Source organism: Pseudomonas sp. MM211 (genome assembly GCF_020386635.1).
GTDB lineage: Bacteria > Pseudomonadota > Gammaproteobacteria > Pseudomonadales > Pseudomonadaceae > Aquipseudomonas.
This window is the reverse complement of the sequence record NZ_CP081942.1, coordinates 3,152,504-3,178,801: the sequence shown is the minus strand read 5'-3', so window position 1 is coordinate 3,178,801 and position 26,298 is coordinate 3,152,504. Positions and strand designations below refer to the sequence as shown.

The 26,298-nt window shown below is 61.2% G+C and carries 18 protein-coding genes and 1 pseudogene; 10 read left to right on the top strand and 9 right to left on the bottom strand.

Features of this window, described 5'->3' with window-relative positions; genetic code table 11:
- Window positions 1–104 precede the first annotated feature (104 nt).
- Complete coding sequence (locus tag K5Q02_RS14500; protein WP_225831649.1) at window positions 105–1,805, top strand: hypothetical protein; 1,701 nt, start codon at window positions 105–107, stop codon at window positions 1,803–1,805.
- A gap of 36 nt (window positions 1,806–1,841) precedes the next feature.
- Here the strand turns inward: K5Q02_RS14500 and K5Q02_RS14495 are convergent, their stop codons facing one another.
- Complete coding sequence (locus K5Q02_RS14495) at window positions 1,842–2,186, bottom strand: YggL family protein (protein ID WP_131179129.1); 345 nt, start codon at window positions 2,184–2,186, stop codon at window positions 1,842–1,844.
- Between the two features lie 156 nt (window positions 2,187–2,342).
- On the opposite strand from K5Q02_RS14495, the gene dacB reads away from it, so the two are divergent.
- Window positions 2,343–3,821, top strand: a complete 1,479-nt coding sequence (gene dacB, locus K5Q02_RS14490; protein ID WP_225831646.1) for a D-alanyl-D-alanine carboxypeptidase/D-alanyl-D-alanine endopeptidase — start codon at window positions 2,343–2,345, stop codon at window positions 3,819–3,821.
- Window positions 3,822–3,911: 90 nt separating this feature from the next.
- On the opposite strand, the gene rlmKL is transcribed toward dacB, so the two are convergent.
- Window positions 3,912–6,158 carry a bifunctional 23S rRNA (guanine(2069)-N(7))-methyltransferase RlmK/23S rRNA (guanine(2445)-N(2))-methyltransferase RlmL gene (gene rlmKL / locus K5Q02_RS14485; RefSeq protein WP_225831644.1) on the bottom strand — a complete coding sequence of 749 codons (2,247 nt, stop codon included), beginning with the start codon at window positions 6,156–6,158 and terminating at the stop codon, window positions 3,912–3,914.
- Between the two features lie 424 nt (window positions 6,159–6,582).
- Between rlmKL and rmf the strand changes: the two genes are divergently transcribed.
- Window positions 6,583–6,798, top strand: coding sequence for a ribosome modulation factor (gene rmf, locus K5Q02_RS14480; protein ID WP_225831642.1), 216 nt, complete (start codon window positions 6,583–6,585; stop codon window positions 6,796–6,798).
- 94 nt (window positions 6,799–6,892) lie between these two features.
- On the opposite strand, the gene K5Q02_RS14475 is transcribed toward rmf, so the two are convergent.
- Window positions 6,893–7,915 carry a quinone-dependent dihydroorotate dehydrogenase gene (locus K5Q02_RS14475; protein ID WP_225831641.1) on the bottom strand — a complete coding sequence of 341 codons (1,023 nt, stop codon included), beginning with the start codon at window positions 7,913–7,915 and terminating at the stop codon, window positions 6,893–6,895.
- A gap of 74 nt (window positions 7,916–7,989) precedes the next feature.
- Entirely contained in the window at window positions 7,990–8,211 is a 222-nt protein-coding gene (locus tag K5Q02_RS14470) for a DUF2835 domain-containing protein (RefSeq protein ID WP_225831639.1), read from the bottom strand.
- Window positions 8,212–8,381: 170 nt separating this feature from the next.
- Here K5Q02_RS14470 and K5Q02_RS14465 point away from each other — a divergent pair, with 170 nt between their 5' ends.
- Window positions 8,382–9,245, top strand: a complete 864-nt coding sequence (locus K5Q02_RS14465; protein WP_225831637.1) for a DUF6685 family protein — start codon at window positions 8,382–8,384, stop codon at window positions 9,243–9,245.
- A gap of 97 nt (window positions 9,246–9,342) precedes the next feature.
- Window positions 9,343–10,341 (top strand): alpha/beta fold hydrolase, encoded by a 999-nt coding sequence (locus tag K5Q02_RS14460; protein WP_225831635.1) that lies wholly within the window; start codon window positions 9,343–9,345, stop codon window positions 10,339–10,341.
- A gap of 314 nt (window positions 10,342–10,655) precedes the next feature.
- On the opposite strand, the pseudogene K5Q02_RS14455 reads toward K5Q02_RS14460, so the two are convergent.
- From K5Q02_RS14455 to K5Q02_RS14435, 5 genes and pseudogenes are all read right to left on the bottom strand, one after another.
- A pseudogene (locus tag K5Q02_RS14455) lies at window positions 10,656–15,524 on the bottom strand (NAD-glutamate dehydrogenase).
- A gap of 279 nt (window positions 15,525–15,803) precedes the next feature.
- Window positions 15,804–17,108: a TRAP transporter large permease gene (locus K5Q02_RS14450; protein ID WP_225831633.1), complete on the bottom strand. Its 1,305-nt coding sequence runs from the start codon at window positions 17,106–17,108 to the stop codon at window positions 15,804–15,806.
- Window positions 17,109–17,167: 59 nt separating this feature from the next.
- Window positions 17,168–17,671 carry a TRAP transporter small permease gene (locus K5Q02_RS14445; RefSeq protein ID WP_225831631.1) on the bottom strand — a complete coding sequence of 168 codons (504 nt, stop codon included), beginning with the start codon at window positions 17,669–17,671 and terminating at the stop codon, window positions 17,168–17,170.
- Between the two features lie 129 nt (window positions 17,672–17,800).
- Entirely contained in the window at window positions 17,801–18,787 is a 987-nt protein-coding gene (locus tag K5Q02_RS14440; protein ID WP_225831629.1) for a TRAP transporter substrate-binding protein, read from the bottom strand.
- Window positions 18,788–19,147: 360 nt separating this feature from the next.
- A complete protein-coding gene (locus K5Q02_RS14435; protein WP_225831626.1) occupies window positions 19,148–20,092 on the bottom strand; it encodes a LysR family transcriptional regulator in 945 nt (314 codons plus the stop codon).
- Window positions 20,093–20,372: 280 nt separating this feature from the next.
- Here K5Q02_RS14435 and K5Q02_RS14430 point away from each other — a divergent pair, with 280 nt between their 5' ends.
- From K5Q02_RS14430 to K5Q02_RS14410, 5 genes are all read left to right on the top strand, one after another.
- Complete coding sequence (locus K5Q02_RS14430; RefSeq protein WP_225831625.1) at window positions 20,373–21,590, top strand: OprD family porin; 1,218 nt, start codon at window positions 20,373–20,375, stop codon at window positions 21,588–21,590.
- Window positions 21,591–21,722: 132 nt separating this feature from the next.
- Complete coding sequence (locus tag K5Q02_RS14425) at window positions 21,723–23,606, top strand: methyl-accepting chemotaxis protein (RefSeq protein ID WP_225831623.1); 1,884 nt, start codon at window positions 21,723–21,725, stop codon at window positions 23,604–23,606.
- Window positions 23,607–23,844: 238 nt separating this feature from the next.
- Window positions 23,845–24,597: a 5-oxoprolinase subunit PxpA gene (locus K5Q02_RS14420; RefSeq protein ID WP_225831621.1), complete on the top strand. Its 753-nt coding sequence runs from the start codon at window positions 23,845–23,847 to the stop codon at window positions 24,595–24,597.
- A complete protein-coding gene (locus K5Q02_RS14415) occupies window positions 24,594–25,313 on the top strand; it encodes a 5-oxoprolinase subunit B family protein (RefSeq protein WP_225831619.1) in 720 nt (239 codons plus the stop codon). The genes K5Q02_RS14420 and K5Q02_RS14415 overlap by 4 nt, the downstream gene beginning before the upstream one ends.
- Window positions 25,310–26,245 (top strand): biotin-dependent carboxyltransferase family protein, encoded by a 936-nt coding sequence (locus K5Q02_RS14410; protein ID WP_225831617.1) that lies wholly within the window; start codon window positions 25,310–25,312, stop codon window positions 26,243–26,245. Before K5Q02_RS14415 ends, K5Q02_RS14410 begins: the two co-directional genes overlap by 4 nt.
- Window positions 26,246–26,298: the final 53 nt, after the last annotated feature.

The following is a 26,298-nucleotide window of genomic DNA, read 5'->3' as shown; positions in this document are numbered from 1 at the left end:
GCTGGCCTATTAATAGCGCAACCATGGAGCGACGCGCGATGCCCAGCAGCTTCCGGCCTGGAGAACGCAGGTTACCCCTGCACGTTCACATTAGCGTGCTGTTCATGCTGATGCTGCTGCTCACCGGCGGTGCACTGGGTGTGTTCAACTACCGCCAGACCACGGCAATCATCTTCTCCAGCAGCGCTATCCTGTTCGAACATATTCAGCAGGATGTACAGCGCGATATCAGCGCCACCTACCAACCCATCCATCACCTGCTCGGCGTGCTGGCGTTCGCCGAAGGTGCCCGCAGCGATGACCTGCAGACGCGCATGCCCCTGCTCGCCCCCTTCGCCCAGGCACTGCGTGACAATCCCAAGCTGGCCTCGCTGTACCTCGGTTACCGCAATGGCGACTTCTTCATGGTTCGCGCTCTGCGTAACCGAACCATCCAGCGGCAGTTCCAGGCCCCCGAAGGCGCCTCGCTGCAAATCTGGGCAGTCGAGCAGCACGCAAACGGCCGGACGGGTGAATACCTGTACTTCGATGACGCGTTGAAGCTGCTGGAGCGCCGTCCCTTGGGTAGCCAGGATTACGACCCGCGAACGCGCGAATGGTACAGCCGTGCCCACAGCCAGAGCGGCACAATCACCACCACGCCTTATGTGTTCTTCTCCTCTGGGGCGATCGGCACCACCCTGGCCAACGCAATCGGTGAACAAGCGGTGATTGCCGCCGATCTGACTCTGCAAGACCTTTCCGCCACGCTAATCAAGCACAAGGTCACACCGAGCAGCGAAGTGGTGCTATTCGATGCCAGGGGATTGGCCGTTGCCTACCCCGATAGCCAACGCCTACTCAGCCATACGCCCGAGCCGCGACTGAAGCCGGTGACCGAACTGCTGACGGAACAGGCCGACGCCTTTGTCGAACTGACACCCGGGCACAATCAGCAAAGTATCGAAACGCTAAACAAACGCCGCTGGGTGGTCTCCCGCAGCCACGTCAGCGAGGGCGGCCCAGATGGCCTGTACCTGGCGTTGCTGGTACCGGAAGATGAATTGCTCGCCGACGCTTATCGCATCCGCTGGCAAGGCGCACTGATTACCTTGACGACCTTGCTGCTGTGTTTACCTATCGCCTGGTTGGTGTCGCGCTGTATCACCCGTCCACTTGCTGCTCTGCAGGATCAAGCCGAGGCGATGGGGCGTTTCGACTTCGCGGCCGCGAGTGGCCTACGTTCCTCGGTGCTTGAGGTGGATTGCCTGGCACAGGCCATGGCACAGATGAATGGAGCCCTGACGCGCTACCAGAAGATCATCGCCGAACTGGGTCATCAGCCGAGTATTCAGGCAATGCTGAAGTGGACAACGCAGCAAACCCTACAGGCCATCCACGCTCAAGCCGGTATCGTCTACCTGATTCAAAACGGGCACCTGCAGCCGCACACAATGGAGTTTGCAGACGCAACTCACAGGCTGCGTAGTAGCGATCTGCATAGCTTGCCGCTCGATGGCGGCGCTTTACCGGCATGGCTGCGCCAGGCGCTGGATGGCGGCCACGCATCACTTTCACTGGGGTTCGACAAGGCTGGCGACTATCGGCCGCTGCTCAACATGCTAGGCACGCCACTGGTAAACCTATTGGCAATTGCTCTACGTGACCGTCAAGGCGAACTGCTGGGAATGCTTGTGCTGCTACAGGGTGAGGAGACCCCTGACGGGCATCTAGACATCCGTAGCGAACAGTGTGTGGCATTCAGTGAGGCCGTGGCGACAATCACCGCTCGGCATCTGGAGAGTCGTCAGGCTGCATCAGCCTGAGAAAGAACGGGCCTCGAACGAGGCCCGTACAGTGCATCAGGAAGCCGAGTTGATCTCGTTTTCCGGATACCACACGTCGAGCAGCGGGCTGACGCTGACATCAACCAGTTCCGAACGGCCCTTGAGCCATGCTTCGACGGCGGCGCGTTGCTCTTCGCTGACCGAACCGCGCTTGGACAGACATACCAGACCGTAGTCGTCACCACCGACGTAGCCCAGACCATTGGCGGTCATGGCGTCGCTCAGGAATGCATCGAGGAAGGCGTCGACGGCTTCGTCGCTCAGGTCTTCCTTGAAGTTCAGGTTCAGCTCAAAACCCAGCTCCTGGAATTCATCCACACAGAGTTTCTTGCGCAGACGACGGGAACGATTGGTAGCCATGGGTAAAAATCCTTCAGAGTGATAACGCGCGGCACTCTACCAGCTTAGCGAGCTCGATGCCCGTCACCTGACGAAAAACCCCGCAATCGCAGCCCTGATAGCCTAGTCATGGGGCATAATGCGGCGCATTGTCCCAAACCGCTGTGGGAGCTCGTAATGCGATTTTCCGTTGTACCCGCCGTTCGGAGGTTGCGCATCCTCCGCCCTCTGGCCCTCGCCTGCCTCGTACTGCCTACTGCCCTGCCCGCTTATGCGGCGACCAGCGCTAATCTCCCTGAAAACGTGGTCAAAAGCCTAAAGGCCAACAAGATCGGCCAGCAATCATTGTCGGTGGTCACCCTGCCGCTCACTGGCCCAGGCAACGGCACCATCTTCAATGCCGACGTTTCGGTGAATCCGGCTTCGACCATGAAGCTGCTGACCACCTTCGCCGCACTGGAACTGCTCGGCCCGACCTATCAGTGGAAAACCGAGTTCTATACCGACGGCCAACTCAAGGACGGCGTGCTCAACGGCAACCTGTACCTCAAGGGTGGCGGCGATCCCAAGCTGAACATGGAAAAGCTCTGGCTGCTGCTGCGTGACCTGCGAGCCAATGGCGTGCGTCAGGTGACCGGCGATCTGGTGCTCGATCGCAGCTATTTCGCACAGCCTGATCTGCCCGCCTTCAACGACGACGGCGGCGATGCCAACAAGCCCTATCTGGTCACCCCCGACTCGCTACTGGTCAACCTCAAGGCGCTGCGCTTCATCGCCCGCGCCGAGAATGGCAAGGTCACCGTCGCTGCCGAGCCACCGCTGGCGGGGTTGACGCTGGATAATCAGGTCAAGGTGCTCAAGGCTGGCAAATGCCCGGCCTGGCCGGACGTGCGCTACAACCCGGTCAAGGAATTCGACGGCACCCGGGTGATCGTCACCGGCCAGTTGACCGATGGCTGCAGCGCCCAGACCTACCTGTCGCTGCTCGACCATCCCGGCTATGCAGCGGGTGCCGTGCGCGCCATCTTCCAGGAGCTGGGCGGCAGCATCATGGGCAAGAACCGCCAGGCCGATGTGCCGAAGAGCGCGAGCCTGCTGGCGCGAGCCTTTTCCCCCGACCTGGTGGAAATCATCCGCGACATCAACAAGTACAGCAACAACACCATGGCTCGGCAGCTATTCCTCAGCATCGGCGCGCAGAATCGCACCGATGCGGACGTCGACGACGCCCACGCCGCGCAGCGGGTGATCCGCGCCTGGCTGGCCCGCAAGGGCATTACCGCACCACAACTGGTGATGGAGAACGGCTCCGGGCTGTCCCGTGCGGAACGCCTGAGCGCTCGAGAGATGGGCCGTATTCTGGAGGCTGCCTGGAAGAGCCCCTACGCCGCCGAGTTCATCAGTTCGATGCCGATCGTCGCGCTGGACGGCACCATGCGCAAACGCCTGCGCAATACACCCATGGCCGGCCAGGCACACATCAAGACCGGCACCCTGAACAACGTCCGCGCCATCGCCGGCTTCAGTCGCGACAGCAATGGCAACAGCTGGGCCGTTGTGGCGATCCTCAACGACCCGAAACCCTGGGGCGCTTCGGTGATTCTCGACCAGGTGCTGCTCGACCTCTACAAGCAGCCGAAGAGCAACGCCAGATAACAGCATGAGATAGCCCGGGTCGAGCGCACAGCGACACCCGGGAAATCGCCCTGGGTATCGCTGCGCTCAACCCAGGCTACGGTTCGTTGGTTACTTGGCCATCAGCTTCCAGGCGCGGTGGATCTTGGCGTTACGGGCGAAGTCCGGATCGAGGGTCGCTGCGGTGATCTCCTCCACCTGATAACGCGACGGCAATTGCTCGTCGAGCAGGAACTTGCGGAAGTTATTGGAGAAGTACAAAACGCCGCCCAGCGCCAGGCGGGCCATGGCCATGTCCAGTAACTGAACATGATCGCGCTGTACATCGAACACGCCTTCCATGCGCTTGGAGTTCGAGAAGGTCGGAGGGTCGATGAAGATCAGGTCGTACTCACCCCGATCATCGGCCAACCAGCTCATCACATCGCCCTGCTCCAGGCGGTTCTTGTCGGAAAAGCCGTTGAGCGACAGGTTACGCCGCGCCCAGTCCAGGTAGGTTTTCGACAAATCGACGCTGGTAGTGCTACGCGCACCACCTTTTGCCGCATGCACACTGGCCGTGGCGGTATAGCAATAGAGATTGAGGAAGCGCTTGCCCGCAGCTTCTTTCTGGATGCGCAGGCGCAGTGGACGGTGATCAAGAAACAGCCCGGTATCCAGGTAGTCGGTCAGATTGACCAGCAGCTTGATGCCGCCCTCGGCCACTTCCATGAACTTGCCTTGCGCGGCCTGCCGCTCGTATTGCTTGGTGCCACTCTGCCGCTCGCGGCGCTTGATCACCACCTTGCTTTTGTCGATGCCCAGCGCCTGGGGAATAGCGGCCAGCGCGTCGAACAGACGGGCCTGGGCCTTCTCCGGGTCGATGGAGCGCGGTGCGGCGTACTCCTGCACATGCACCCAGTCGTGATAGAGGTCGATAGCCAGGGCGTATTCCGGCATATCGGCATCGTACAGACGGTAGCAGTCAACGCCCTCACGGCGTGCCCACTTGCCGAGCTGCTTGAGATTCTTCTGCAGGCGGTTGGCGAACATCTGCCCGCCTTCGCTCAACCGCGCCTGCTCTACGGGAGCCGGTGCCGGCTTGATCGGGTTGCCGTTGCGGTTGAGTTTCGGTTCTTCGACCTGCAGCTCGCTCTGCTCACGTTCGCGCTCACGCTGCTCGGGAGTGCGACGTTCACCGGTGACGAACTGCTCGGGCTGCACCTTGATCAGTAGCAGCTTGCACGGCAATGCGCCGTTCCAAAAGGCGTACTGCTTGTGGCTGCGGATACCCATGCGCTTGCCCAGGTCGGGGGCGCCGGTGAATACCGCTGCCTCCCAGCCCATGCAGGCCTGGCGCAGGCGCTCGCCGAGGTTCTGGTAGAGGTACAGCAGACTCGCCTCGTCACCCAGGCGCTCGCCGTAGGGCGGGTTGCTGATCACCAGGCCTTTCTGGTTCTGATCCGGCCGCGGTTCGAAAGTCGCCACTTCGCCCTGATAGACCTTGATCCAGTCACTCAGCCCGGCGCGGTCGATGTTGTTGCGAGCAGGCTGAATCAGTCGCGGATCGGCTTCGTAGCCGCGGATCCATAGCGATGGCTTGGCCAGGCCGACAGCAGCACGCTCTTCGGCTTCAACACGCAAACGATTCCAGGTGGCCGGCACGTGGCCGAGCCAGTTACTGAAGCCCCACTGCTCGCGCGTCATGTTCGGCGCAATATCGGCGGCGATCATCGCGGCCTCGACCAAAAAGGTACCTACCCCGCACATTGGGTCGGCCAGGGCGCCGCCTTCAGCGGCGATACGTGGCCAACCGGCACGGATCAGCACCGCGGCAGCCAGGTTTTCCTTCAGCGGTGCGGCGCCCTGCTGCAGGCGATAACCACGCTGGTGCAGGCTGTGGCCGGACAGATCCAGCGACAGTATCGCCTCGCCACGATCCAGGCGCAGATGCACGCGCATGTCCGGATTGATCTTGTCCACCGACGGGCGGGTGCCATCGGCCTGGCGCAGCTTGTCGACAATGGCGTCCTTGACCTTCAGCGCACCGAAATGAGTATTGTCGATACCTGAACCATTACCGCTGAATTCGACAGCCAGGCTGCCACTCGGCAGTAGGTGTTCGAACCAGTCGACGTTGAGCACACCCTCGTAGAGGGTCTCGGCATCACGTACCGGAAAACGCGCCAGCACCAGCAGCACGCGATTGGCCAGGCGCGACCACAGGCACAGGCGATAAGTCGTCTCCATGCTGGCCACGCCACGAATGGCCGAGGTGTGCTCGCGGGCCTGATCCAGGCCCAACGCTTTGGCTTCCTCGAGCAGCAGGCCTTCGAGCCCTTTGGGGCACGTGAGGAAGAGTTCGTTATCGTGCGACATCAGAGATCCAGTGCCAAAAGGCAGTAATGGGTTGGGCGCAACAAAAGGCACAACCAAAATAAGTGACAAAAAGTCGCAAAGCGACCCTTCGTCGGAATAAACAGCAGGTGTAATCGATAGCCATTCACGATGGCAAAACACCAGCAAGCAACGTGCGAAGCCCCATTTACCGTGGCTTTCGCTCAAGGCCGACAAAAAATTACGCCGACCTTATGGCCTCACCCGCAAAACCGTTACGTCCTTATGACAAATCGATCATTCACACGGGTTCCTGCATTCGATAGAAATCTACCCAGGCCAACGTCGCAACGACGGTGGCACAGGAGGCTCGCGACGCCGGCAGCGGACTCCACGGCAGAATCTTCTGCCTGACCTCCCAGAGGTCTACGGGACATAAACAGTCAACAAGTGAGGGCAACACCCTATGAGAAGACTTAAGCGTGATCCTTTAGAAAAAGCTTTTTTGCGCGGCTATCAGTACGGTATTAGTGGTAAATCCCGCGAGCTGTGTCCTTTCTCTCTTCCGTCCGTGCGTCAGGCCTGGATCAATGGCTGGCGTGAAGGCCGCGGTGACAACTGGGACGGTTTGACCGGCACCGCCGGTATCCATCGACTCAACGAACTTCGAGCTGTCGGCTAAACCAGGGACCTACCGACTTCACCAAGCACGCTCCATCCGAGCGGCGGGCGCAAGCCCAGGGGCTCCCTAAGGGAGCCCTTTTTATTTCCCCTCTTCAGCGGCGCGCCGCGGCAATCGCATCCACCGCCTCGCGAATCAGCGCAGGCCCCTTGTAGATGAACCCGGAATAGATCTGCACCAGGCTCGCACCCGCGGCGATCTTGTCCGCCGCATGGCGCCCCTCGGTGATACCGCCAGCAGCAATGATCGGCAGACGCCCGCCCAACTCTCCCGCCAGCACACTGACCGTATGAGTACTCTTGTCGCGCACCGGCGCGCCCGACAGGCCACCAGCCTCGTTGGCGAACGCCAGATTCTCGACACCCTCACGGCTCAACGTGGTGTTGGTGGCGATAACCGCATCCATGCCGCTCTCCAACAATGCCGCCGCAACCTGAACGGTCTCCTCATCGGTCATGTCCGGAGCGATCTTGATCGCCAGGGGCACACGACGACCATGGCTCAGCGTCAATTCATTCTGGCGCTTGTGCAGGGCATCGAGCAGTTGCTTGAGCGAATCGCCGAACTGCAAGCTGCGCAGCCCAGGCGTGTTCGGCGAACTGACGTTGACCGTGATGTAGCTGGCGTGGGCATAGACCTTGTCCAGGCAGATCAGGTAATCGTCTACCGCTCGCTCGACCGGAGTATCGAAGTTCTTGCCGATGTTGATACCCAGCACACCGCGAAACTTGGCAGCCTGCACGCGGGTAAGCAGGTGATCGACGCCGTGGTTGTTGAAGCCCATACGGTTGATGATCGCCTCGGCCTCGGGCAGACGAAAGAGACGCGGTTTGGGATTACCTGGCTGCGGACGCGGCGTGACCGTACCGATTTCGACGAAACCGAAGCCCAACTGCGCGAAACCGTCGATGGCATTGCCGTTCTTGTCCAGGCCTGCAGCCAGGCCAACCGGGTTGGGGAACTGCAGCCCCATCACCGTTACCGGCAGGCTGTTCGGTGCCTTGCTCAGGCGCCCGGCAAGACCAAGACGCCCGGCCGCGCCAATCAGGTCGATGGACAGCTCGTGGGAGGTTTCCGGGGACAGTTTGAACAGCAGCTCGCGGGCCAGGTTGTACATGGGCAGGCTTAGCTCGTCAGTGGCGAAATCGAAAGGCGCCGATTATAGCCGCCCAACCACCCGCCTAGCGAGGCCTAGGGCAGGCGACGCAGGCTGAGCAACTCACCTTCGACGTTGAATTGCAGCTCGAAGGAACCATAAATACCTTCGTGGGTCAGAAATGGCCGGAAATGATGGGCCGGAATGCTCACCCGCCGACCATCTCGGCTGAGGGCCTGAATGCGATTGGCCCGCCCCTGGTAGAGCACCCGCAGACGTTCTGCCGATAACGAAATATCCAGTACCAGGCTAGGCATGGAAGCTCCCTTGCAAATGAATGAACAGATTCTGCCACAGTGCTCTCAGCCAAGCCCGTCGACGCGGCCTGGTATCACCGTACAATGCGCCAACTTCCTTGATGCACCCCGTGCAAGACGCTGCCAGCTCTGCCACACTGCAGCAGGCACACCGACGTCCGCGAGTTGCCATGAGCCTGCCTGAACAGCCCAGCCCTCTTACCTCACGCCTTACCGCTCTGGCCCAGCGTGTGGGTCTGCTTGGCCGTGGCTGCAAGCCAATCTTCGAACGTGCCAGCCAGTTACGCCTGCCGTTCGCCGCGATTCCGACCTTCGCCGACACTATCTGCTGGCAAGCCGGGCCGCCGCTTCAACGCCTCAAGGATCTGCCTCGTAGCGCGCTTTCTGGCCCCGTACAGGAAGACAAGGCAGACGCTCGCCTGGCATTGCTCAGGCTGGTGGACGTTAATCACCGCCAGGTGGAAAAACTCGACCTGCGCAAGGTCGACGGCCTGGTTAATTGCGACGACCGTCATGCCAGCTTCGAGGATTACGCAACCAGTGAAGCCTGCCGAAAAATCCGCATCATCAGCTACAGAGACTTCGTCAGAACGCTGACCCAGGCGCTGCCGGACTTTCCCGAAGGACACCTCGATCTCTATCAGACACAGTGGCGTGGCGAGCGCCTGTTCTGGGCTGGAGAGCAGCATCCTGAAGCATTCGCCAGCGCAGTGGCTTACGCGCGCTTGCGAGGTCTGGAAATCAGTCTCACAGCAGACATTACCGAATACCGTGTCAGCGAAAGTGGCCTACAGGCTCTGGAGCAGAACTACCACGTTCTGGCTATGCCGAGTGAAGCCTGGAGCGATGCCACCTTCATGCAGTTGCTGATGGAGCACGACATACCCTATGCCCGTCTGAGCCTGCTACGTACCCAGGGCTCCCCCGAATTCCTGCTGCTGCCCAAGCACTCCCCACAAGCCTCTGCGCTGGGCGAAGGCCTGTGCCAGGCCGGTGCCCCGGATATGCTGCGTTACGTTCGCGAACTGGACTGAAACGCGCCACCCAGACAGGTTTTGTAAACACTTGCCAGCAATGCTACACGCGTATTGCTGTCAGTCTTTGCTCCCCTAACGTCTGGAGCATCCCCCTGTGCGCATTGCCCTCGCCACACTGCTGATCGCTGGCAGCCTGCCGGCCCTGGCTGCCGAAACGCCCAGTTACGGCCCTGAACTGCAAGGTTTCGATTACCCACACGAGATCAAGCGTTTCACCTTCGACTCCCAAGGCAGCTCGCTGCAAATGGCCTACATGGACGTGCAGCCGAAAAAAGCCAACGGCCGAACCGTAGTGCTGATGCACGGCAAGAATTTCTGCGGCGCGACCTGGGAAGGCAGCATCGCCGCCCTGAGCGAGGCTGGTTATCGTGTCGTAGTGCCGGATCAGGTGGGCTTCTGCAAGTCCAGCAAGCCCGCTCATTACCAGTACAGCTTTCAGCAACTGGCCAGCAACACTCATGCGCTGCTGGAACAGCTGAAGATCGAGCGCGTGACGGTCATGGGCCATTCCATGGGCGGCATGCTCGCCACCCGCTACGCCTTGCTCTACCCCGAACAGGTTGAGCAGCTCGCGATGGTCAACCCGATCGGCCTGGAAGATTGGAAGACCCTCGGTGTGGCTTACCTGAGCGTGGATCAGTGGTACCAGCGCGAGCTGAAAACCACTGCCGAAGCCAGCCGCAACTACCAGAAGAACACCTACTATGCAGGCCAGTGGCGCCCAGAGTTCGACCGCTGGGTGGATATGCAGGCAGGCATGTTCAAAGGTGATGGCAAGGAAATCGTTGCCTGGAACTCGGCGCTGACCTACGACATGGTCTACACCCAGCCAGTGGTCTATGAGTTCGCTAACCTGAAGATGCCCGTTTTGCTACTGATCGGCGAGAAAGACAACACCGCAGTCGGCAAGGACACTGCGCCCGAAGCAATGCGCAGCAAACTGGGTGACTACAAGGCGCTCGGCCCGGCAACGGCGAAACGTATCCCCGACGCGACCCTGGTGACCTTCCCGGATCTTGGCCACTCGCCGCAGATTCAAGAACCTGAGCGCTTCCACAAGGCATTGCTCGAAGGCCTCCAGCAGAAGCCCTGAGGCGGCGGTCTTTTCGTAAGATTGCGGCATGGCGACAACTCGCCGGCAAGCTGGCTGCTACGGGATCGTGGGAATTTTGCGCATCAAGTAGGAGCCCGCTTGCGGGCGATGCATCAGTGGCCGTTCCGCGAGATTGCGGGGGTGACTGAGATTCGCCGGCAAGGGCTAGGCGCCCCCCCGGCTCCTACGGGATCATGGGAGGTTGCGTATCGAGTAGGAGCCCGCTTGCCGGCGATATGACTTTCGGGAAGCAAAGATAAAAAAACGCCCCGAACCAGTCGGGGCGTTTTCGTTTCTCGCTACAGCTCAGGTGATCAAGCTGGTAATACCGGCAGCTGGCTTTGCGCCAGATCGCTCAGCTCGCGATTGGCCACCGCGTACATCGCATAATCACTACCAGCCGCTGCACGCAGTTCGGCGAGCATGGCCTTCCAACGGTCGACCAAACGACGGTTCTGCTCAAGCCATGCCTCGACCCGCTCCTCGATCGACTCCGAACCACCTGGCAGCTGCAGCACGGAGACCGTGATCGCCCGTTGCTGTGCATCCAGGTCATCGCGGAACGCCTCGCGGGCCAGAGCCTGCCAGTTGCTTTCCACGCTCAGGCTGCTGATCTGCTGCAGGTACCACGACAGATCCAGAGCGTCAGCAACGGCGAAGTATGCCGATGCCACTTCGGTGGGCTCGCGACCGGTAAGGTCTGCGGATTCGATGATCGGCAGCAGCGTGTACAGGTGGCCCGTGCCTGCAACCACGCGGGACAGCAGCTCCGGCACACCGGCTTCGACGTAGGTTTGGTAGCGCGCCATCCACTGATCGCGGGCAGGCCCTTCGAGCAGCTCGTCCAGACGCATGGCCAGCGCCTTGACCCGTGGGCCGAGGTGAGCAACGTCGCGGGCGGCATCCAGGTCGTTGCGGCGGCTGCGCAGGTACCAGCGAGTAGCACGACGGCCGAGGCGCATCAGCTCATCCATCATGGTCAACTGCAGATCGGCCGGCACCTGGTTGTCCAGGGCCTCGATCTGCCGCCACCAGAACGGCAGGTGGAACACGTCACGTACCACGACGTAGGCAGCGGCTACCTGCGCCGAACCCACCCCGGTGGACTCCTTCAGACGCTGCACGAAGGTGATGCCCATGTGATTGACCAGATCGTTGGCAATCTGCGTGCTGACGATTTCGCGCTTGAGGCGGTGACGGCGCATGGCCTCACCGTACTGCTGAGCCAGTCGCGCCGGGAAGGCAGTTTCCATCTCGCGGGCCAGGTAATCGTCATCGGCGATGTCGGACTTGATCAGCGATTCCTGCAGCTCGATCTTGCTGTAGGAAATCAACACCGAGAGTTCCGGACGGGTCAGGCCTTGGCCCTTGGTGGCGCGCTCGTTGAGCTCCTCTTCGGTCGGCAGGAACTCCAAGGCGCGGTCGAGTTTGCCGGTCGCTTCCATGGCCGCCATCAGGCGCTTGTATTCACCCTGGCGCTCACGGGCACGACGCTCGGCGAGCGACAGGGCCTGGGTCTGCTTGTAGTTGTTGCCCAACACCAGACTGCCGACGTCTTCGGTCATCTCGGCGAGCAGCGTGTTGCGCTGCTTGCCGGTCATGTCGCCGGCGGTGACGATCTCGTTGAGCAGGATCTTGATGTTCACTTCATGGTCGGAGCAGTCCACACCACCGGCGTTGTCGATAAAGTCGGTGTTGCTGGCGCCGCCATTAAGGCCGAACTCGACACGGCCGAGCTGGGTCATGCCCAGGTTGCCGCCCTCGCCCACCACCTTGGCGCGCAGTTCACGACCGTCGACACGCAGCAGGTCGTTGGCCTTGTCACCGACATCCGCATGGCTTTCGCGGCTGGATTTGACGTAGGTGCCGATACCGCCATTCCAGATCAGATCCACCGGTGCCTTGAGCAGCGCATTGAGCAGCTCGTTGGGGGCCAGTTTGTCAGCCTGAATATCGAAACGGGCTTTCATCTCCGGACTGATCGGGATGCTTTTGGCACTGCGCAGGAAAATGGCGCCGCCCTGGGAGATCAGCGAGGTGTCGTAGTCAGCCCAGCTGGAACGCGGCAGGTCGAACAAACGCTGGCGCTCGGCGAAGCTGCGTGCAGCATCCGGATTAGGGTCGATGAAGATATGCAGGTGGTTGAAGGCAGCGACCATCTGCAGCGATTCGGACAGCAGCAGACCGTTGCCGAATACGTCACCGGCCATGTCACCGATACCGATCACGGTGGTCAGATCCTTCTGCACGTCGATACCGCGCTCACGGAAATGACGCTGCACGGAAACCCAGCCGCCCTTGGCGGTAATGCCCATGCCTTTGTGGTCATAACCGGCCGAGCCGCCCGAGGCGAAGGCGTCGCCCAGCCAGAAGCCATATTCACCGGCAATGCCGTTGGCGATGTCGGAGAAAGTCGCAGTGCCCTTGTCGGCCGCGACGACCAGGTACGGGTCATCGACGTCGTGGCGCACCACATTGGCGGGCGGCGCTACTTCACCGTCTTTCAGGTTGTCGGTGATGTCGAGCAGCCCGCTAATGAAGATGCGGTAGCAGGCGATGGCCTCGGCCTGGATCTCGTCACGACCGCCACCCACAGGCAAGCGGCGTGGCACGAAACCACCCTTGGCGCCGACCGGCACGATCACCGCGTTCTTGACCTGCTGCGCCTTGACCAGGCCGAGCACTTCGGTACGGAAGTCCTCTTCACGGTCGGATCAGCGCAGGCCGCCCCGCGCGACGTTGCCGAAGCGCAGGTGCACGCCTTCGACGCGCGGCGAGTAGACGAATATCTCGAACTTCGGCACTGGTCGTGGCAGTTCAGGGATCGCGCTCGGGTTGAATTTGAAGCTGAAGTAGTGCTTCGCCTCGCCCTGGGCATCGGGCTGATAGAAGTTGGTGCGCAGAGTCGCCTTGATCAGATCCAGATAGCGACGCAGGATGCGGTCTTCGTTGAGCACCGCAACGTTGTCCAACGCCCCGAGAATGGCCTGCTCCAGCTTGTTCTGCTTGTCCTGCAGGTCATCGGCGCTGAGCTTGCGGGCGAGGTAGAAGCGGGTCTTGAACAGACGCACCAGCTCACGGGCGATATCGGCATGATTGAGCAGCGTGTTGGCGATGTAGCCCAGGTCGAAGCCCAGGCGAATCTGCTTCAAGTAACGGGCATAGGCGCGCAGCAGCGCTACGTCGCGCCAGGGCAGGCCGGCGGTCAGCACCAGGCGGTTGAAGGCATCGTTTTCGGCATCGCCACGTACGATGTGCACGAAGGCGTCCTGCAGCGTGTCGTTGAGCTGCTGGATGTCCAGTTTGAGACCTTCACCGTAGGTAAAGGCAAAATCGTGAATCCAGAATTCGCGCCCGCTCTGATGTTGCAGCCGGTATGGAAATTCGCCGAGCACGCGCAAACCGAGATTTTCCAGAATAGGTAGCACGTCGGACAGCGCCAGCGGCGTATCGGCGTGATACAGCTTGCAGTGCAACTGACGCTCACCTGGCACCAACGGCTGGTAGAAGCTCATCACCAACGGGCGCTCTTCGGAGAGACTGCGCAGGTGCTGCATGTCGACCACCGCCGAATGCGCGGGGAAGCGCTCGCGGTAACCGGCCGGGAAATGCTTGGGGAAGTCGGTCAGCACGCGCGTGCCCTTGGCCTCTCCGAAGTTCTCCACCACCAGGGACGCATAGTCGTCCGTCCAGGAGCGGCAGGCCTGAATGACCTCGCGCTCGAGCTGCTGCGGGTCGATAGCCAATTTGGTCTTCGGATCAACACGCAGGATGAACTGCACACGGGCCAGTACGGACTCGGAGAAGTAGGTCCAGAACTCGCAATCGCTGGCTTGCAAGCGATCGACCAGCACTTGCTGAATACGCAGGCGGGTCTCGGTGGAATAGATGTCACGCGGCACGTAGGCCAGGGCATAGACGAAACGACCGTAGGGGTCGAAACGCAGGAACAGGCGCACTTTATTGCGTTCCTGTATCTGCACGATAGACAGCGCGGTACTGGCCAGCTCATCTACCGGTGTCTGGAACAGATCATCACGCGGCAGCACCTCGAGAACCTTGACCAGTTCCTTGCTCAGGTGACCCTGGGAGATAAAGCCGGAGCGCTTCTCTACATCGGCGACCTTGCGGCGAATGTACGGAATCTCGCGCACACTTTCGCTGTAGGAGGTGGAGGTGTAGATACCGAGGAAACGGAACTCCTTGACCACCTTGCCCTCGCCGTCGATTTCACGAATGGAGACGAAATCAGGATAGGCTGGACGGTGTACCCGGCTCGGCTGAGCCGCCTTGGCGAACGACAGCAGGCTCGGCTCGCGCAGATAGGCCAGCGCGTAGGGTTCGATGTGCAGGTCTTCTTTGCTCAGACCACTGCGTAGACGCTTGGACAGCCCCAGTAAGGAGCTTTCGTCGTACTGCAGATAGCCGCCAGTGGCATCGTCGTGAACGGTGAATTCTTCGTAACCGAGGAAGGTGAAGTGATCGTCCTGCAGCCAGTCGAGAAACACCTTGATCTCGTCCAGCTCGGCGGCATCGGTATGAGCATGGCCAAAGGTGCCTTCACCTAGCTTGCTCAGCAGTTCCTGAGCCTTGGCCTTCATAGGCTGGAAATCGGCAACGCTCAGACGCACTTCGTCCAATACGTCGAGCAGGGTCTTCTGCAGCGATTTGATCTCGGCGTTGCTGGCGCAACGGTTGATTTCCAGGAACATCAGCGATTCGCGCGTGACATCCGGGCCGGCACTGCCCTTGGGCAGCAGATCGATGAGTGCGCCTTGCGCATCACGGCGCACGCTGAGCACGCTGTTCTGCAGGGTATGGATGCTGTAACCGCGGCGCTTGAGTTCGATTCGCACCGAGTCGACCAGGAACGGAATGTCCGGGTGCAAGACTTCGATGCCGGTATGGGTGCTTTGCCAGCCATGCTTTTCATAGTCGGGGTTGAACACGCGCACTTGGGGCTGCGCTGGATCGAAAGTAGCCAGCAGGCGCCAGGCAGAAAGGGTGCAACCGACCAAGTCGGAAAGACGCCGTTGAGTCAGTTCCTCGAGGGCGATGATGCCGAAGAACTGTTCAGCGAACAGGGCCACTCGTGGCAGATCCTGCTCACTGACATGCTGCGCCAGGGCCGCTTGCAGTTGGTGCTGAAAGTCGGCTTTGCTGGCCGCGGTGAAGAACGCCATGTTTATGCTCCGTCTATGGGCTTGTTATGTGCGATTCGTGTTCCATGTCCTAGTTCAACCTTAGCGCAGCGGTTTGGAATTACCCGGGCAGCCGCTTTAACAGAATGTTTGAACGATGACTCCTCGGTCACAGAGGCCGCCTGAGCTTAACGACAGTACAGGCGCCGGCGCTTGCTGTGCGGCGACATTTTCGTTCACGGCTGTTACAGCGCAGCAATAAAAAAACCCTGCCAGGGTGACTGGCAGGGTTGAGCAGGTGCTGCGAGTGGAAGCGGATGATCAGCTTGCAGTCATGGCCTGGGGCAGTACCAGCACGATCTGCGGGAAGACGGTAATGAGGATGGCCATGAACACCAGCAGCAGGAAGAACGGGAAGCTGGCCTTGGCCACCGTCCACATATCCTTGCCGGTGAGGTTCTGGATGACGAACAGGTTGAAGCCAACCGGCGGCGTGATCTGCGCCATCTCCACGGTGAGGATGATGAAGATGCCGAACCACAGCAGGTCGATACCCGCCGCCTGTACCGCCGGCAAGATCACCGCAGTGGCCAGCAGAATGATCGAGATACCGTCCAGGCAACTGCCGAGGATGATGAAGAACACCATCAGCGCCATCAGCAGCACGTAAGGTGACATCTGCTTGGCGATGATCCAGTCGGCCAGTGCCGACGGCAGCCCGGTGAAACTCATCGCAGCGGTCAGGTAAGCGGCGCCAAGCAGAATGAAGAAGATCATGCACGAGGTGCTGACCGCGCCAAGCAAGCTCGACATGAAGGTTTCCACGGTCAGCGAGCGCGAATACAGGGCGATGAACAGCGCGCCGACCACGCCCAACGCCGCGGCCTCGGTTGCGGTGGCGATACCGCTGTAGATCGACCCGATCACCGAGATGATCAGCACTACCACCGGAATCAGCAGGCGCGCACGGCGCAGCTTTTCCCGCAGCGGCAGCGCAGGCTCTTCCGGTGGCAACTGGTCGGCGTTGATTTTCGACCAGATCATCAGGTAGCCGGAGAAGATCGCCAGCAACAGCAGCCCCGGCAGGATGCCGGCGATGAACAGCCGTGATACCGAAACCTGAGCGCCTACCGCGTAAACGATCATCATGATCGACGGCGGAATCAGCAGACCCAGAGTGCCGGCACCGGCCAGCGAACCCATAGAGATACCTTGCGGATAGCCGCGTGACTTCAGCTCAGGCAACGAGATACGGCCGATGGTCGCCGCCGTGGCGGCGGACGAACCGCTGACCGCGGCGAAGATCCCGCAGCCCAGCACGTTGACGTGCAACAGACGGCCCGGCAACCCGCGCACCCAGGGCGAAAGGCCTTTGAACATGTCTTCCGACAGTTTGGTGCGATAGAGAATCTCGCCCATCCAGATGAACAGAGGCAGCGCCGTTAGCGTCCAGCTGGCACTGGCCGTCCAGCTGCTCGAGGCGAGGATCGAGCCGGCAGGAGCACCGCCAAACAGCTCCATGCCGATGATGCCGACACCGAGCAGCGACAAGGCCACCCAGACACCGCCACCGAGCAGCGCGAACAGCGCCACCAGCAGGGTGATTGCAATGATTGTGTATTCCACGGTGAACTCACTTCTGTCAGGCGGCCTTGGCCACCGGGTCTATACGGCAGGCGACGTGCTTACTCGCTCATCACACCGGGGGTTTCGTCTTCGAAGCGGCGGCCCATGCATACCAGCACCAGGCGCTCGGTCATGGCGATCACCAGGATCGCGGTGCCCAGCACCATCGGCAGCTGCGGCACCCACATGGGAATCGGCAACAAGCCGGAAGACACTTCCTTGAATTCATAGGACTCGAGCACGAACAGCGCGCAGTACCAGGCCAGGTAGGCGGCAATCACCAGCCCGACGATATTGCCGAGCACCTCGACAGCGAACAGGCTGCGCTGCGGCAGAATGCGAAACAGCAACTCGACGCGGATGTGCGCGCCGCGCATCAGCGCATAAGGCAACGCCAGGAAACCCGAGGCGGCCATGGAATAGGCGGCGAACTCATCGGTCGACGGAATCATGGTGCCGAACTGACGCGCCAGGATCTGCGCCACGATCAGCAGGCAGATCAGAATAAGGAACAGACCGGCGAGCATGCCGGACAGGGTGTACAACTTACGTAGCCAACTCATGGCGCAAACGCCTCGCACGCGAAGTGAGCGATTGGCAAGGCGTTGCCACCTTGCAGTTCGGGGGATGAAAACGCCCGGGGGCTTTCACCATGATGGCAGCGAGCGTGTGCCACGCCCGCTGCCGCTGGATCACTTGCGATAGGCGTCGATGATCGCCTTGCCTTCGTCACCAGTGCGCTGCAGCCACTCGGCAGCCATGGTCGCGCCGATGGTTTCGAAGCCGCTTTCCACTTCGACCGGAGCGCTCTCGCTGACCTGCATACCGTTCTCGGCGAGGGTGGCAACCAGCTTGCTGGTCTCTGCCTCTGCCGCGGCCCAGCCCTGCTGCTCGGCACGCTGTGCCGCAGCCAGCACGGCCTGCTGCGAAGCTTCCGGCAGTCGGGCGAAGGCACGGGCGTTGACGATCACGAAGTTCTTCGGAATGAACGCTTTGACGTCGTAGTAATACTTGGAAAAGTCCCAGGCCTGAGTATCGACGCCGGTAGTCGGCGACGTCAGCATGCCGTTGATCATGCCGGTACTGAACGCCTGAGGCACTTCACCGGTGTTGATGACGGTGGGTATCGCTCCCATCAGCTCGGTCATGCGCGAAGTGGCGGGGTTATAGGCACGGAACTTCATGCCCTTGAAATCGGCCATGGTGCTGATCGGCGTCTTGGTGAAGATGCTCTGCGGCGACCAGGGCATGGCATACAGCAGCTTGATGCCCTGCTTGGCCAGGCGTGCTTCCACAGCCGGCTTGCTGACTTCCCAGAGTTTCTGCGCATCGGTGTAGTTACGCGCCAGGAACGGCACGCTGTCGATCTCGTAGATGGCGTCTTCGTTACCCAGTACCGACATCAATACATCGCCGATCTGTACCTGGCCGGTCTGCACCGCACGTTTGACCTCGGGGCGCTTGAACAGCGAGGAGTTGGCATGCACGCGGATTTCCAGCTCGCCGGCGGTGGCGGTGGATACTTCCTTGGCGAAATCCTTGGCGACTTTGGTAATGGAGTTGCCATCCGGCTGTTCGACCGACATGTTCCAACGCTCGGCCGCCTGGGCGGAAATGCTCATCGTGCCCATGATGCAGGCAAGAACCGTCAGGCCGAAGCGAAACGAAGTTGTCTTCATGTGTTTCTCCAGATCAGAAAGGGGACGCAGCGAACGGCCTTCAACCACTCGATGGCGCGACCCGGACACCGCCCCAGCAGGGGCCGGCCCGGTGTTCAGCGTCAGAGACCTTCGAGATGCGCGGGACGTATCGGAAGCCGTTTTCGAGTCTCGTCAGATCACCAAAGGCTGTCCAACTAGAAAAAACGGGGGTGCATGATCAGAAATCGTTATGGGATAAAACGAGGCGTAACAGAGCGCCTGCGCACTACTAAAGGGCAAAAATAGATAGTTCGAAGCATTCACTCTCGCGATGATTACGCGCAGACGGCGAGCGCCACTCTAATAAAGGGAGCGCGCTCAACGCTGCGACGAATCCGTTCAGGCCGTCTTTCGTTCCAGGCAGTGGCTGATCAGCGTCACGCGCTCATCACCCATTTCCTCGCTGTACTGGGCGAGAACCTCAGGGGTCAGGGCAACGATGTCCTCGATCAACTCGAGGCCCACGCCGCTACGCCAAGTGGCGACGATATCCAGCGGTGGCGGCTGCGGCACGTCCGGCAGGATGCTCAGCACGCCGAGCTCCAGTTCCTTGCTGACCAACGAGGCCGGCAAGGCGCCAATACCGAATCCATCACGGATCAGCCGGGTCATCGCGGCTACCGAGTTGACGCAACTGATACGCGGGGACACCACGTTGCCGGCATGCAGCAGATTGAGGATGTCCTGGTGCGGCCGCGAGTTCTTCGAAAAGGTAATGATGCGCTCGCGAGCGAGCTCGTCCATGGAGGTGAACGGGCGGTGGTAAAGCGAGCCTGTGGGCACGATCCATTGCACCGGATAACGCGCCAGTTCGAGGTTGCGCACGCTGTCGCCGCGCATCACGTCGGTCTGGAAGATGATGTCCAGATAGCCTTTCTGTAATTGCTCGCAGAGGTTGCGTGAGGTGTCGGCAGTCAGCTCGATCTCCACCGCCGGGTAACACTCCATGATCTTTGCTACGAACGAACTCAGCCAGGTGTGAATGACGGTATCCATAGCGCCCACGCGGATGCGCCCCTGGATACTGCTGGCATCGTTGATCGACTGTTTCATGGCCTGCATGGTGTCGATCATCTGCTCGGCGTACTCGAGCACTTTCTGCCCTTCGGGCGTCAGCGACACACCTTTGGAATCACGCAGGAACAGGCGTGTACCCAGCTCGTCTTCCAGTGCCGCGATGCGGCTGGAAATCGAGGCCTGGGTGCTGAACAGCTTCTCTGCCGTGAGGCGAAAACTCTTCAGGCGAGCAACCCATACGAAGGTCTCAAGAAATCTCAGATTCATGGCGACTAGTCCCCGGCAATGAACGTAATGCGGGCGATAAGAAGCCTGCAACGGCTGCAGTGAAAGCAGTTTGCATGCCAGCCACCCTGCTCTCGCCCTGTTTTAGCGCATCGACTTTTCTTATGAGCCGCCACTGGTTTTTCTCGTTGGACGCTCTCGGCCGGGGCTACCAAAAATGCCGACGCCGCACCGCAAGTCCCCTAATAAGAATTAATGAATCGCGCACTGCCAAGCAGACGGAACATACCGCTGCGCGCTCAACCACCAGGAGAGACTCCGCATGACACCGTCCACTCGCATGGCCGCCCTGCTGCTCGCTAGCAGCGTGCCTGGCCTGGCCAACGCCGACTTCATCGGCGACAGCAAGGGCAGCCTGGAGCTGCGCAACTTCTACTTCAACCGTGACTTCCGCCAGGAAGGTGGCCGTGAAAAAGCCGAAGAATGGGCTCAGGGTTTTCTGCTGCGTGCCGAGTCCGGCTATACCGAGGGCACCGTTGGGGTAGGCATCGATGCCTTGGGTATGCTTGGCGTAAAGCTCGACTCCGGCGACGGCACAGCAGGCAGCGGCCTGTTGCCGGCCGATGGTTCCGGTGGCTCGCAGGACGAGTACTCCAAGTTGGCACTGACCGCCAAGGCGAAGATTTCCAACAGCACCCTCAAGGTCGGCGCTCTGCATTTCCGCAGCCCGATCGTCTCGGCCAATGACTCGCGCCTGCTGCCGCAAACCTTCCAAGGTGCGCTGCTGAATGTGCAGGAAATCGACAAGCTGACCCTGCAAGGCGGCAAGATCAACCGCATCAAGGCAAACAGCTCCACTGACTACACCGAGATGACAGGCAACCGCATCGGCGGCACCAGCGACTCGTTCGTGTTCGGCGGCGGCGATTACAAGCTCACCCCCGAGCTGACCGCCGGCCTGCACTACGGCACCCTCGAAGATGTTTACCAGCAGTACTACGGCACCCTGGTGCATCTGCTGCCACTGGGCGAAGGCCAGTCGCTGAAAACCGACCTGCGTTACTCGCAAAGCCGTGAGGACGGCAACTTCCGTAACCTCGACAACAAGGCCTTTGGCGCCATGTTCACCTACACCCTGGGCGGCCACGCCATTGGTGCCGGCTATCAGCGCATGAGCGGCGACGATCCGTTCCCCTACATCGCCAGCAGCGATCCGTTCCTGGTCAACTTCGTGCAGATCAACGATTTCGCCAATGCCGAAGAACGCTCCTGGCAGGCACGCTACGACTACAACTTCGCGGCCCTCGGCATTCCGGGCCTGACCTTCATGACCCGCTACATCTCCGGTGATAACGTCGCCGTGGCCGGCGCTAACGACGGCAAGGAATGGGAACGCAACATGGATATCGCCTACACCATCCAGTCCGGTGCGTTGAAGAACCTCAACCTGAAATGGCGCAACGCCACGGTTCGTTCCAACTTCGGCAACGACCTGGACGAGAACCGCCTGATTCTGAGCTACAGCATGCCTTTGTGGTGAGTAGCCGCGGGGCCAGTGCTCAACTATTGGCCCCGCGCACCGACAAACACTACTCGGCTTTAAAGTTCTGCAGTCATCAGACAACTTGGAGTAGAGTCGACGCAAAACAATAAAGCCAACAAGGGAATCTCCATGCCGTTCTTCCTGTCCTGGAAGCAGAAATTTCGTCTGCTCATCCTCATTACCCTATCCAGCCTGGCGCTGATGACGGCCTCCTCGTTCTGGGCCAGCCAGCGACTCGACCACGCCCTGCAAGCTCGCGAGAACGCCACCGCCTATGCCGGCGCATCGGCCACGCTGATGAATCAGTGGCTCAAACTCGGTGCCGAGCGGCGCACCCTGACCCCGGAAGGGGAAACCGAATTCCAGGCCAACCTGGCTGCCCTCGCGATCCTGTCACGCCAATACGCCGACAGCGCCAGCAATCTCGACGACCCGAGCATCACCCAGAACGCCCAGGCGATAGACCAGCTGCTGCAGGACGACGTGCGCCTCCAGGAAACCTGGCTGAGTCTGTCCAGCGACCTCGGCCTGACGCCCTTCAGCGGCAAGCGTGCGCCACTGGCCGACAGCGCCAAGCAACTGGAGCGTATGACTATCGGCCTGATCCAGCCATTCATCGTCGAAGCCCTGAACAATCAACGCGACTACCTCGCCACCTTCAACCCCGCCTATGCCCAACGCGTTCACGCGGCCATCGGCGAACTGCAGGCCAAGGTGGTCGACCTGGACTGGCAGGACACCCAGGTCGGCCAATCGGTAAGCGCTTTCACCCAAGACTTCGCCGCAGCCGACACGCTGATCCTGCGTATCAGCGATACCGAAAAACAGCTGCTCGATCAGGGCCGGCAGATCGACGCGGCCATCGACGAACAGAACACGCGCCTGCAAACCGGCGTACTCACGCGCACCACGCAGCAAGCCGAACAGGCCCGTAGTACTGCCAACTGGGCCATGGGGCTGACTTTCGTACTGGTCTCGCTGTTCATGCTCATCACCCTGAGCCAGGCCTCGCGCCTGCTGATGGCGCAACTGGACAAGGTGATCCGCCTGCTCTCCCAGGTGGCTGCCGGCAACCTCACCGCACGTATCGAGGTCGGACAGAACCCCCGAGACGAGTTCAACCTGCTGGGTAGCGCTTCCAACCAGATGACGGTGGGTATCGCCGGGGTCATTCGCCAAGTGGTCGATGGCAACCAGCAGCTCAACCAGTTGCACAACTACCTCAACGACGCCATGCGCCGCCTCGAGGAGAACAGCACCCAGGTGGAGATGCAAACTGAGCAGGCGGCCTCCGCCTCGCAGCAGATATCCGCCACAGTCAATGAAATGGCTCAGCGCACCACCGACGTCGGCAACGCCACTCAGGCCGCCTATCAATCGGCGCGCAACGGCGCGGCAGTGATAGTCGCCAGCGCCGACAACATGCGCCGTCTGTCACAGTTGATCCAGGACACCCACGCCCAGGTCAGCGCCCTGACCCAGTCGAGTGGCAAGGTCACCAGCATCATCGACGTGATCAACGGCCTGGCCGATCAGACCAACCTGCTGGCGCTCAATGCCGCGATCGAGGCCGCGCGCGCGGGCGAAGCCGGCCGCGGTTTCTCGGTGGTGGCCGATGAAGTGCGCTCGCTGGCGCAGAAAACCGTCGCAGCGACCACCGACATCGCAGTGATCGTCAACGATTTGCGCCAGCAAACCCAGCGCATGGACGACCTAATGGTCAGCGGCCTGAGCCTGGCCAGCGAAGGTGAACGCAGCTCCGGCGAGGTGGCCCTGGCCATCGACGGCATTACCGGCTCCATGGAGCACCTGAGTGCGGAAATGAGCCAGGTGGTGGTGGCCATCGAACAGATCTCCAGCACCACCGAGGAAATCGCCGCCAAGGTCGAGGACATCAACCTGCACACCGGCCAGACCAAAACCTTGCGCCTGAGTCTGGATGAACACACCCAAAGCCTGTCACGCCAGGTCGATGCGCTGACCAGCAGCGCCAATCAGTTCCGTATCGCCTGACACCCGCCACCTGCTCACCGCGACCGTCAGCCGACGTGTCGCGGTAATGCGGCTTGCGCTGGAACGCCAACAACCCCTTGCAGCGCCATCGACTTTTCCTATCTCCAGCGGCCGCTTTAATTAGTTGGACGCCTCGCCGCTTGCACTGAAAAATGTCAATCAGGGTCATAAGACGCAGCGAGCTACGCAGCCCGTACCTATGAAGAACGCACGAGTTGCCCGCACAGAGGACATCACCTTGAACAGCCTGCTCCTGAATTGCGATATCGGTGAAAGCTTCGGTGCCTGGAAAATGGGGCTGGATGCCGAGGTCATGCCCTTCATCGACTGCGCCAATATCGCCTGCGGTTTCCACGCATCGGATCCCAGCACCATGGCCAAGACCGTCGCCCTGGCCGTGGCCCATGGCGTGCAGATCGGCGCCCATCCGGCCTACCCGGATCTGGTCGGCTTTGGCCGCCGTTCCATGGATTGCACACCTCAGGAGGTCGAAGACCTGCTGCTCTATCAGGTTGGCGCGCTCGATGGCATCTGCCGCAGCCAGGGTACCCGCGTCAGCTACGTCAAACCCCACGGTGCGCTGTATCAGGACATGATGCGCAAGCCGCAAATTCTGCGAGCGGTGATGCGTGCGGTGGCCGCCTATGACAGCAGCCTACCGGTGATGCTCATGACCACTCGCGACAACACCCAGGCCCAGGCCATTGGCGACGAATTCGGCATCACCCTGTGGTTCGAGGCCTTCGCAGATCGCGCCTATGACCCCGCGGGCTTCCTGGTTTCCCGCGCCCTGCCCGGCGCCGTGCACCATGACGCCGAGACCATCGTCAACCAGGCCACCACCCTGGCTCGCGGCGAGCCTCTGGTAGCCAACGATGGCAGCGCGCTCAACCTGCAGGCCCACACCCTCTGCGTACACGGCGATAACGCCGGTTCGGTCGCCGCGGTTCGGCGCATTCGCGAGGCTTTCGACGCACTGGGGCAGGCATGACCGTGAACGTGCCGCTACCGAAAATCGAGATCGCCGGGATCGATGCGTTGATCCTGCGCCTGTTCGAACAGATCGATGAAAGCAACATGCCCTGGCTGCTGGCCGCCAGCGAGCGCCTGCGCCAATGCTTCGGCGAAGCGCTGATCGATCTGGTGCCCTCCTACACCACCCTGCTATTGCAGTACGACCTCGAGCGTCTCGATCCGCGGCAGGCCAAGGCACTCATCGACGAGGCCTTCAGAGGTCTGCAGCCGGCCACTACCGGCGCCGGACGCTGCCACACCCTGGCCACCTGGTACGACGTCAGCGTCGGCCCGGAACTGCCCTTGATGGCCAAGCGCAGCGGGCTCAGCGAGGCCGACGTTATCCGCCGTCACAGCGAACGTGAATATCAGGTCTTCGCCCTTGGTTTCGCGCCTGGCTTCGCGTTCATGGGCCTGGTCGAAGAGGCCCTGGCCACGCCACGCCTGAGCACCCCACGCAAGCGCATCGCACCGGGCAGCGTCGGTATCGCCGACCGCCAGACGGCAGTCTATCCGGTGGTCTCGCCCGGCGGCTGGAACCTGTTGGGGCGCACGCCGGCAAAACTCTTCGACCGCGAGATCGACGGCTACAGCCTGATGCGCCCAGGAGACCGCGTGCGCTTCGTCGCCATCGAACACGCCGAATTCATCCGCCTCGGCGGCGACGACACCCCGTTGGAGCATCTGCCATGAACGGTCAACACCATGGCGGCGGCCTGCGTGTGCTGCGCAACAGCCCTTTCGCCCTGCTGCAGGATGCCGGGCGCTTCGGCGTACGTCATCTCGGCGTGACCCAGGGCGGCGCGCTGGACTGGATTTCCCTGCGCTGGGCCAACTGGCTGCTGGGCAACGATCTCAATGCCGCAGTGGTGGAGATCACCCTGGGCAACCTCAGCCTGCAGTGCGAACGCGATGGCGAACTGGCCCTCGCCGGAGCCGACCTGGGCGCTACCCTGGACGGCCAGCCTCTTGCTCCCTGGCGCAGCTTCAAGGTGAGCAAAGGCCAGCGCCTGGATTTCGCCCAGCCGCGCAATGGCGCGCGCGCCTATCTGGCTGCGCCGGGCGGCTTTGTTGCCGAACCGGTGCTTGGTAGCCGCGCTACGGTGGCCCGCGAAGCGCTCGGCGGCCTGCATGGCGATGGCCAGGCACTGGCTCAGGGTGATTGCCTCGACTGGCCGGGCCAGGCGGGTACGCCACGACAGATCCCCAACGGGCAGATCCCGCGCTTCACGCCCTCGCCGCGCCTGGAACTGATCATGGGCGCGCAGATCGGCGACTTCAGTGGCCAGAGCCTGTTCGATGCCTTCAACACGACCTGGACCGTCGACGCTCGCGCCGATCGCATGGGCGTGCGTCTGAACGGCCCGCAGTTGCAGTGTCAGCGTTCGGCGATGGTCTCCGAAGGTATCCCGCTTGGCGCCGTGCAAGTGCCGGCAGACGGCCAGCCGATCATTCTTCTCAATGACCGCCAGACCATCGGCGGCTACCCGCGTCTCGGCGCCCTCACCCCACAGGCTGTCGCCCGTCTGGCCCAATGCCTACCCGGCGAAACACTGCAATTCGCGCCGAGCCAGCAAAGCAGCGCGCAGCAGCGCCATCGCCAGCTATTGGCGCAATGGCAGTAAGAGCCTGTTCATGCGCTAAAGGCGTGAAGCCCATGGCATAAGCCATGGGCGTC